Here is a 10,192-nt window from a genome sequence, read left to right as displayed (position 1 = left end):
GTAATACCCTCGATGTTATCTGTACCGTTAGGCAAATCCAGATCATTTAAATTCAACAGCAGGCGTTTTTGAGCGGGTTTGATAGTAGCTAGTTGTTCAGTACTCAGATTATTGAGAGAATCGTAGAAGCTAATGTCAGTTGCACCTTGCAAAGAAACTTCGTAGATTTTGATCGTGTTGCCTACACCTTGGGCAAAGGAACGTTCTAACGCTAGTAGTGTCCCACGATTATCTATTGCTAGTAAATCTGTCAAACCATTGTCAGCTGAACCTGTGCTAGGGTTGGGCGCTTGGGCGATCGCATCGGTAATGTAGAGGTATTCTTTTTCTGGTTGTCCACTAACCAGATTGTATTGCAGAATTCGGGAAGGGCTGCCACTGGTGAGTGAAGCCCTTAATCCATCTTGAGAAAGCGCGTTTTCAGCCGCAGTGAATAAGGTTTTCTGGTCAGGTGTGATGGTGAGGCTTTCAAAGGCTAAGTTATTGTAAACACCTGATGTCTGCGTATCACCTGCATTGACAATGCCGTTGCTGTTGGTATCTTCTACTACTGGCAGGAACTTCCTGGGGACAAATAGCGATCGCAATTCTTGCCCTGTTGTAAGAGAAAACTCTTTAATAAAGGGATTGGTAACTCGACCTGAACCAGGATTAACTTCACCTTCAGAAGAGATGAAAACAGTACCATTGTTAGTTAAAGCAATGCCTTCTGGGTCAATGCTAAATGTTGCAAATAAGTTGCCATTGCTATCTTTCAGGGGCGTGACATTGGTAAAAGTCACCCCAGTATCAGTAGTAAAAGTATAGAAGCGGGCGGGGCCAAATTGGGAGCGATCGTCTGAGATTGCATAGTAGCGGTTGTTAACTGCATCGTAGGTGACACCAGAAAGTCCCCCTAATGGAGTCGGTGTTCCATTCACAGTTCCCGCCGCGCCAGCAGGAATAAAGCTTGTGGTAAAAGTACTCTGCCCCACAAATCTTACATTGGGAATGGTTTTACCTGGTTCCGTTGCTCCGGTTTGCACATCTGCAAATACTAGACGATGATCAGAACTGGGGAAGGGAAAAGTACCTACCAAGGGAAACGTTGAATCAGTATTTAGAGGCCAAAATACTCCTGAGTTGGCAATTGTCAGGTTAGCTGAGGGTAGCACATAGTCAGTCCGCAGGTTTCCGGGAGTGTTATCAGCAAAGTCTGCGGTGTCAAAGCTAGGATTACCCTTTTGGCTAGCGTTTGCACCAGCTTGTAAGTCTGCTTGTTGGCGCGCACCCAGACTAGTAGGGATGACATTAGTATTGATATTGGGATTTTGCAACAGTTGGCGAATAGCGTTGTCAAAACTATCACCATCCAACGGATCGGTATTTTGGTCGCCCACAATCACAAAGCTTGAACCAGCAGCAATCCCGCCCGTTTTACCCTCATCATCGTAAATGTAATTACCATTACCAGGGGTAATATAGTCTGCCCAAAAACGGATCTCGTCGTGGTTGCGCTTCCCGTTGCGATCTTCCGCGCCATCAAAAGTTGGTGGTGTGGGGTGGCTGGCGAGGACATGAATTGTCTCACCGTTTACTTGGATGGGTATATCCCAGTGACTTTTAGAAGAAAGGCGTAGAACTGCCAATTCCTCCTCAGAATACCAATCATTTGGCTGTGGTGTTGTCGGATCGTCAGGAAGCAAAGCATTGGGCATATCCTTCCATAGAAAATTTTGAAAGGTGCGGATGTTGGCAGTGTCAATGGGATATTTGGACAACAGCAACATCCCGTATTGACCAGGGAAATTCCCGAATCCGAAAGCATCATCGCCATATCCCAATTCGCCTGGGGTTGTAACTGCTGTGCCATTGTTGTTCAAGTCAAAACCAGAGGCAATACCCGTATTGGAAGGAGCGATGTAGAAGTAGGGGTAGTCAACGGGTGTTGTACCATTCTGGCTAACGGCTAGGTAATTTTGCCGGAATAGTTGAACTGCCTCCGGGGAGTAGTCAAACTCGTTAATTAGCAACACATCCGGATTATTACGCTGGATGATTTCTGCAACTGCCTTTGCTTGAGCGTTGTCAGGGGTAGACAAATCGCTGACTAACTGACCTTTGGCATTACGATTCAAAGAAGCGTTGAATTGAGAAAAGCGAATTGTATTAGTAATTACCATGTTTAATTTTGAGATAGATTCTAGACATGAGACTGCTTTGAAAATTGGGAATAGGAACCGCAGAGGCCCAGAGTACACAGAGAAATCAGAGTTCGATTAAATCTGCGTTAAATAAAGACGAAACGAGTATCTGTTGCCAAATTTGTATTGCGGTTTAACCCGTTTTCCACAACAGCAATTAATTCCGTTCCATTGTTGGTGAAAATACTTACAGCCGATCTAACTGACCCTAGTGAGTAATTGTTAGCGACTCCCTTAAGCTGAATCCGATCGTTTGCTTGAAAGTTGAGAATATCGGCATAATCATTGTTGCAAGAACTGGTATAGAAAGCTGAAGTGGCATCACCTAAAACGTAAGTATCTGCACCTTGTTCGCCGTTGAGGAGGTCAATTTCGTTTGTGCCACCGCCCCAACCAATCAGGCGGTCATTGCCATTGCCCCCAGAAAGTGCATCACTGCCAAGTCCACCAAAGAGTGTGTCATTGCGATCGCCACCAAGGAGTACATCTATGCCTCCCTTGCCATCCAGGTAATCATTGCCTGCTCCTCCGTCGATTAATTCACTGGTATTAGTGCCGATGACGCGATCGCTCCCTGCTAGAGCATTGACTATGTATTTGTTCAAACCAGTAAGTTCGCTGACGAAGATGATGTCGTTGCCAGATGTTGCCTTGTTATTGGCAACAGTCAGGTCAAAGGTATCGCTAACATTACCGCCTTTACCATCAGCAGCGGTAACTGTGACTGCGAAAATACTGATTTGAGAGATAGTGCCGGATATCACACCTGTGTTGGCAACGATACTAGAACCAGTGGGTAAACCTGTAGCACTGTAAGTGAGGGTGTCACCTGGATCTACATCAGCAAATTTGTTACTGATATTGAAAGAAAAAGCTTTATTAGTAGAAATGATTTGGTCGTCAATTGGTTGTACTACCGTGGGAGCATTGTTTTTAGGGAGATTAAACCGAGCTACGCTAGGGTCATGATCGCTATCCTGATCGGCAAACTCTGAGTTGATGTGAACTACATCATACCCATCCAGCTTATTGAGCAAGTTGTTACTAACTAAAACGTGGTCAAGGGTTTGGGCGTTACCTTGAAAGTTGTAGGTGTAACGCTCATTTTGCGGCAGAGTTTCAATTAAGGAAGTCAGTCCAGCGCTTTCTAGGGTGTTGACAGGGTTGGAAAACTCAAAGTCATTTAAGTCACCTGCCACTACTACATTGGCATTGGGGGCGATCGCTAAAATATTGCTGACAAAATTCTTCACCAGGGTAGCTTGTTGCTGGCGCTGGGTTTCACTACTGAGAGTTGGTGGTTGATTCGGCCCAAATAATGGTTGGTCGCCACCTTTAGAATTAAAGTGGTTGCCAATTACATAAACAGTTTCACCATTGAAAGTAAATTCACCAACTAACGGCTTACGACTGCTGGTAAAAGCGGAGTTGGTGGGGTCGATTAAACCAGGACTATTAGAAACTGTAGGAACACCAGAAACATTGGTAACTGTGGTGCTGGTGGTGGAAGTACCACCAGGGCGATCTACAAAGCTGACACGATTGGGATTAAACAAGAAACCTACCCGGATATTTCCGCCAGGTTCACCGCCGTTCGTATCGTCTACTGGGTTAATTTGACGATATTGATACGTGGGGCCACCAGCAGCTGTAATTGTATCAATTAACTTTTGGAAGGTAGTGCTGGCATCAACAACGCTATCATTTGTTGCACCGTTATTGTCCTGAATTTCTTCGAGACTAATGATATCTGGTGATTTGAGATTATTAATAATGCGATTAGCCAGGTTGTTAAACTTGGTTGGATCGTCACCTGGATCGAGGTTTTCGACGTTGTAGGTAGCGATCGTCAGTTGGTTGGTGGTAGAAGTTAGGTTCGTGACTTCTTTTTGAATGTTACTGTTCTGTACTACGGTGAGAGCAGCCGATACTAAAACTTCATAGTTGTTAAAGCTGTAGTCAACGACACCAACAATATTACTCAGTTGCGTACCAACATTAACTTCAGGCAGTGTTAAGGCATTGTTGAGATCGTCGATCTGAATCCGCTCAGGATTGAAATCTGAAGCACTAATCAGGCTACCACCGCGAACCGTTCTACCTGTGGCATTTGCGGCATTGTCTGCTAATACCCAAATTTCCTCTGATGTGCCAAAGTTTGCAGTGGGTGAAGTAGTAATTGGGTTATTCACCTGTACCAGCATTCCTTCTAAGCTTTCATAGAAGTCGATGCCATCCTGGGCAGGATCGAAGGTGGTTGTTCCAGTTTCGATATTAGCGATCGTGTCGTTATCGATTACCGTTGTCGGAATAGTTCTGCCACCATTACCAAGGATTGTAGCAGTGGGTAGATCGTTGCCACTAGAAACGGTAACAATTGTGGGAGTGGTGATTTGTGTTTTGGTTAAATTATTAGCATCGTTACCGGGACGAAATTCTGTAACTGTTCCACTGACTAATACCGAATCGCCGACGGATACGGTTGGTGCTGATGAGGTGAAAACGAAAATACCTTCAGAAGTGCGAACGTCGCTGTCTGGAGTGGGGTCTTGCAAGTAGAAACCGTTACTTGCTTTAATCGTGACAATACCCGCTACATTACTGACGGTTTGATTTCTAAAGGATGAGATATGTCCCGTTCCCTGAATGTCGCTAATCCGAACGGATGGAGTTACTTCAAATACCGCAACCGTCTTGCTGACTTCGGCTGTAGTAACTAACAAAGGCTTGCCTGTGGGACTGTCAGCCGCCGAGACAAAGGTTAGCCCTTCGATCGCAGTATCTTCGGGAGTGTTGATATATTGAACGAAAGTTGGCGCTTGAGGGTTTGTCACCTCGTAGACGATGACATCACCAGTACGTTCTAAACCAATAAAAGCATAGGTGCGGTTGTTGATAACTCCGATCGCTACACCTTCGGGTTCAGGCCCTTTGTTATCGCTGCGGGTGTCAAATGTATCAGCCGCACCATCTGAGTTAAACAAAGTTGGTACTTTGGTTGCGGTGATTTGTTCAAATTGGTCGCCACTATCAAATATTTGATTGCCACTTGCGTCCCAAATCGAAAAGGAACGTGCCCCAAATGCTTCGATGCGGTCAAAATCTCCGTCTCCGTCCGTGTCTCCTGTGGCATTTGTAACTATCAACCGTCCCAGGTTGGTGTTTTGCTTCAGGGTAGCCGCATTGGGAAAAACAGTTGGATCTAAGACATATCCGGCTGCGCCAACCCGGATTTCCTCGCTAAAACCAGTGTAGTCGCGGGAATCTCCTTCGTTGGCGGTGATGTAATAAGTCTGTCCGTTGGCAGTGAAGCTAGCGATCGCATCGGGTTGATATAACCCAAATACTGGCCAATTCTGAATATTAATTTTACCATCGCGATCGCTAGCATCTAATCCATTACCTGGAAGATTGTAATTCTTCGCACCCAGAGGCAAAATGTCGGCGATAGTGGCGCTAGCAATATCCAGAATAGCGATCGCATTATTTTCTTGCAAAGTAATCTGTGCAGTTTGACCGTCTGGAGATACAGCAATAAACTCTGGCTCCAAGTCTTGTGCCACCGTCGAGCCGGGCCCAGTAATCCGCACACCTGCGGCTTTGAGTGTGGCAATCTGGCTATTGAAGGTCGTAAATGAGGCTTGGACAACGGTTGCACTCGCCACGCCACCAGCAATGTTAATAATACTGACTGAACCTTCAGGATCTACCGAATTTACTTGCCCGTAGCTGTTGGGTTCTCCTTCATTTGCTACTAATATCTTCGTGCCATCGGGCGTAAAGGTGAGCATATCGGGTAATGCACCCACTTCAACCGAGTTCAAGAAAGTGCCAGCAGCATTGTAGAAACTCACCTTTCCTGTCTGTTGGGCGTTTGTGCTGGTGTTTTGGATGGCGTAGGCGACTGCGACAATCCCATTTTTCACCGCAACACTATTGGGAATAACTTGTGTCCCGGCGGGAGGCGTAAATCCCGTCGTTAAAGAACCAGCTAAGGTTAGCGTGCCTGTATTGCTGACATTATAAATTTCAACTATGCTGCCAGCAACCACAAATAAGCGATCGCTTCCAGAATCAAAGGCGGATATTTCGGCTCCATTAATACTGGTGAAGCTGCCAATTTTCTGCAAAATACTGGAGTTATTGTTGGTCGCAATATCATTATCAGCGATCGCCAAGTTTGTAGTGTTAGGAATTACTGTCGCCCCGTCACCTCCGACATCAACTGTCCAATTAGCACTGTTGTTAACCAACGCTTTATAGTTGACAAAACTGGTTTGTCCAGTACGGGAACCAGTATACTGACCATAATCAGTGCTACTGGTGAGTTTGATCGCATTAACTCCATCAGTTAGCCCAACAGTAACCAAACTGTTGTTATTCGCCTCACTGGAGACGGCAGTCAGAATTGTAGTTGGGGCAGTGCCACTATTTCCCAAAAAGGCATAAATAGTCTCAGCAGTTGCACTGAGTCCCAGGTTACTTGAGTTAACAACTGTAAATGTACCAATAGATGATGCGTGACTAGTGCTGTCAATTGCACTAAAGCGAACTACAGTACCAGCGGCAATTGTCTGAGATCCTGTATTCCATACAAATGAAGATTCAGTGCTACCAATTGCGGTTGGACTTGAAGCTGTGCCGTCACTGAAATAAATAGTTGTATTCGGATCTATATCTACAAATGTGACAATTGACCAGCCATCTTCATCAGCATTGAAAGAGATAAAAGCAATATCGCCTTGTGTCAAAGCCATTAATAACGTCTCCTTCAATTTATTTTGTATTGTTTGAAAATTGTCTGAAAAGCTGACGTTCAGTAATAATTTGCAAACATCATTCAGTCACATTGACAATCGCAATATCACTATCAATAAAAACTATTTTGTAGTCAAAAAAGCTACAGGTTTTACTAGTATTAATCCATATTCAGCAACCTCAAGTTATCTCAGCAACGTTAAGAAACTGCTAGCAAAAGGTTAAAAGAATAAATAATCTACAGTTGGATTTAGATCCTCGACATCTCGAAGAAGTCCAGGAGACAGCAATTTTATGCCCATAAAAAAAGGCGGACAGGATGTCCGCCCCACAATAAGTAGTTGGATATTTTTTATTTGAAAGTCATTTTGTATTAAAAGCCACTCTTGCTTACCGGAACTTACCAGGGCTTAGACGAGCGCCATTAGGCTGAGACTGACGACGAATTGCTACTCCACCCCGTAAATTGTTTCCAGTACCACCATCTTTGCGATCGAGGAAAGGTTTCAAATTAATCCCACCTCTAGATGAACTAACCCGATTATTGCCACCGCCTAGAAGTGTACGTCCTAAATTATATAATTCGTTGCCTCCACTACTGCGATTGCCATAAGTGTTAACAGCTATAGTTTGTTGTCCGCTGTCAGCAGTAGTCAAATTCTGAAAAATGCTATTGCGGATAACAACAGGATCTTTCCCACTTGGGACTGTCAGCACAATTCTACAGGTTGGATTAGCTTCAGTTGTGACGCAGACAATATTTTCGTTATTCTCTACGGATGTCTGAAGTTCTTGTAAACCATCTGGGCGATAAAGTTCCAAGCGACTGGCAATTGCTGTACAACGCCTTTGTGCGTCCCAACCACCACCCAAAGCCGCAGGCGCTGCCCAAGGAAAGAATTGTCCTGGTTGACTTTGTGGCTGATACATGACGGTGTACTGTCCATTATAAGTTTGACAGGTAAACCGAGTTGTACCGTCAGCTGAGGGTGAAGATGGTACACCTGTCGATGTGTCTATTGGAACTGGTGCTGATGTGCCGCCTGATGGTACTGTTGGTACCACTACACCATCGCCATTAGAATCATATTGCGCCATTGCTGCCGAATTACCCAGACACAAAGATAAGCCAAGACTGCCCAAAGCTATCAACCGCAGCATTTGTGATGACATAAATCATCCTCCAGGAGAAATTAAGTAGGGAATTGATAGTTTAAGTGACGAATAATTCTGGCTTTTGATTCAGCAAAAACTTATTTTTTTTCTCTGTTGCTTTTTTCTTAGCAATTAGCTTTTTCACCCGTACTTGAATTTCTGTATGATGCCCCACTCCTTGATAGGCGTAACGGTTGTAGCAGTTATTTGCTTAAACTGAGTCACTCAAATACTTGAAAATTTTATTTGTATATGCTAAGGAAAATTATTTGGATCGATACCTTGAGATTGTAGATAGGCAATTAGCCGTTCTTTTTGCTGGCGTTCCTGTTCGGCACGTTGGCGTTCCTGTTCAATTTGTTCCACTGCCCAAAGCAACAAATTACCTGCCTCATCCCACCAGCGCAACCAGTAACCAGTTCTGGCTTCTTTTGTTCCTTGCCAGGTTCCCAGAAATAAACCCATTGAATCAATCCAATGACGACCATTTTCATCAGGTTGTTTTAACTCGTAGCGCCTGTTTTCGAGTTGGTAAAATTCTAACAAACCACCATTTGGGTCAAAAATTATGTAAATTGGGACTTGAAGAATCTGCTCGTAAAAAAACCATTTTCCTGGTGGATAGGTTCGTTTAAAAGAGTATTCTCCACCCTCAGTGTCAGAGAGAAATTCCATCACAATTGCTGGAATATCTCCATCTAAATTGGGTGTATAGCTTTTGCGTTCTCCTAAAACCTGATTTACCGATCGCACATAAACCCAATCGGGTGCTTTAGCTATAAATTGCCCGTTTATCGTCGCACAAAGTCCAAAATTTGAGGCTATCAACATCTGCGGTTGGATGAAACCACTTATCTCAAGGCTTTCGCGCAAAGCACCAGCCAATAGTGGCTGACCTGTATTTTCCACTGGTTCATCCTCTAGGTGAAAATCTGCGGGCAATGCTTCCCAAGATACTACTAGTTCTGTTGAAGATTTAGCTTCACCGAGTTGGGTTGCCATAAACACCCCTTTTTATTGATTTGTCTTTATTTTATGGCTGACTAGTAGTTTCTTGCTGACAAGGCGACAAAAAAAGCTAGGATGCAGATAAAATCGCACTAATTCTCAACCAACAACAGTCTCACCAGTCGTGATCGGAATCGATCGCGGTTCCATCCTCTAAGACAAGAACTCTGACGCAAGTACCGATTAGCATTAAAATCTCTCTGTTAGCGTAGCTTCTTCTCATTTCTTCTCCATCCATAATTTACCTCCCATATTAATCAACACGTTTATGTTATTGATTTGAGCGATACGAGTAACGAACTGTGATGCTTGGTCGCGCTTGGTGTCTGCCTTTGGGAGAAGACTCGCTAACGCACTTGTTTGACAATATAATACACTTGCCGTTTGGGATACATAAAACACAAAAAACCCCGGCTAATTTAGCCGAGGTAAAGTCGAGAAGTGAGATTGACGATGAGATACAGTGATACCGAAATCAAAAAATCTTAGCTAACGCTAAAACCAACCAAAACTAAAGCGGTGACGATTAAAGTTGCAAAAAGACCCTGTAAAACGTATTTACGTTGTTCCCAAATTGCTGGGTACTCAGCGTAGTACATCTTGGGTTCTGCTGCGTAGTTGTTGAGAATGCCGTCTTCGTTAGTGGTGGTGTACATAGTTTTTTCTTTTCTTTGTTTTGTTATCTTATGTAACTAAATATAACAATTTCGTTACAAATAGTCAATAGGACTTGACAAATAAAGACTGATTGTATTCATAAAACTGACTTATCAGTATACTACTGCCGTTTAGGATATGTAAAACACAAAAAACCCCGGCGAAACTAGCCGAGGTGACAGAGAGAAGTATGAATGACAATAAGATACAGCGATACTGAAATCAAAAAATCTTAGCTAACGCTAAAACCAACCAAAACTAAAGCGGTGACGATTAAAGTTGCAAAAAGACCTTGTAAAACGTATTTACGTTGTTCCCAAATTGCTGGGTACTCAGCGTAGTACATCTTGGGTTCTGCTGCGTAGTTGTTGAGAATGCCGTCTTCGTTGGTGGTGGTGTACATAGTTTTTTCTTTTCTTTGTTTGTTATCT

6 protein-coding genes are annotated in these 10,192 nt (G+C 43.8%); all 6 read right to left on the bottom strand.

What is annotated here, in order from left to right:
- The coding region (locus tag IQ229_RS02345; protein ID WP_194040925.1) for an esterase-like activity of phytase family protein at positions 1–2,162 on the bottom strand (2,162 nt) is incomplete at its 3' end.
- 107 nt (positions 2,163–2,269) lie between these two features.
- The gene (locus IQ229_RS02340) at positions 2,270–6,940 is read right to left on the bottom strand and encodes a choice-of-anchor I family protein (protein ID WP_194040923.1); all 4,671 of its coding nucleotides are present in this window, start codon (positions 6,938–6,940) and stop codon (positions 2,270–2,272) included.
- Between the two features lie 391 nt (positions 6,941–7,331).
- Positions 7,332–8,114: a COP23 domain-containing protein gene (locus tag IQ229_RS02335; RefSeq protein WP_194040921.1), complete on the bottom strand. Its 783-nt coding sequence runs from the start codon at positions 8,112–8,114 to the stop codon at positions 7,332–7,334.
- 237 nt (positions 8,115–8,351) lie between these two features.
- Positions 8,352–9,098 carry a Uma2 family endonuclease gene (locus tag IQ229_RS02330; RefSeq protein ID WP_194040919.1) on the bottom strand — a complete coding sequence of 249 codons (747 nt, stop codon included), beginning with the start codon at positions 9,096–9,098 and terminating at the stop codon, positions 8,352–8,354.
- 491 nt (positions 9,099–9,589) lie between these two features.
- Entirely contained in the window at positions 9,590–9,760 is a 171-nt protein-coding gene (gene psb34, locus IQ229_RS02325) for a photosystem II assembly protein Psb34 (protein ID WP_194040917.1), read from the bottom strand.
- A 233-nt stretch (positions 9,761–9,993) separates the two neighbouring features.
- Positions 9,994–10,164: a photosystem II assembly protein Psb34 gene (gene psb34, locus IQ229_RS02320; protein ID WP_194040917.1), complete on the bottom strand. Its 171-nt coding sequence runs from the start codon at positions 10,162–10,164 to the stop codon at positions 9,994–9,996.
- Positions 10,165–10,192 lie beyond the last annotated feature (28 nt).

This window comes from Nostoc cf. edaphicum LEGE 07299 (assembly GCF_015207245.1).
Classification (GTDB): domain Bacteria; phylum Cyanobacteriota; class Cyanobacteriia; order Cyanobacteriales; family Nostocaceae; genus Nostoc; species Nostoc edaphicum_B.
Note: the sequence above shows the minus strand (reverse complement) of the source record. Positions and strands in the feature narration are given on the sequence as shown.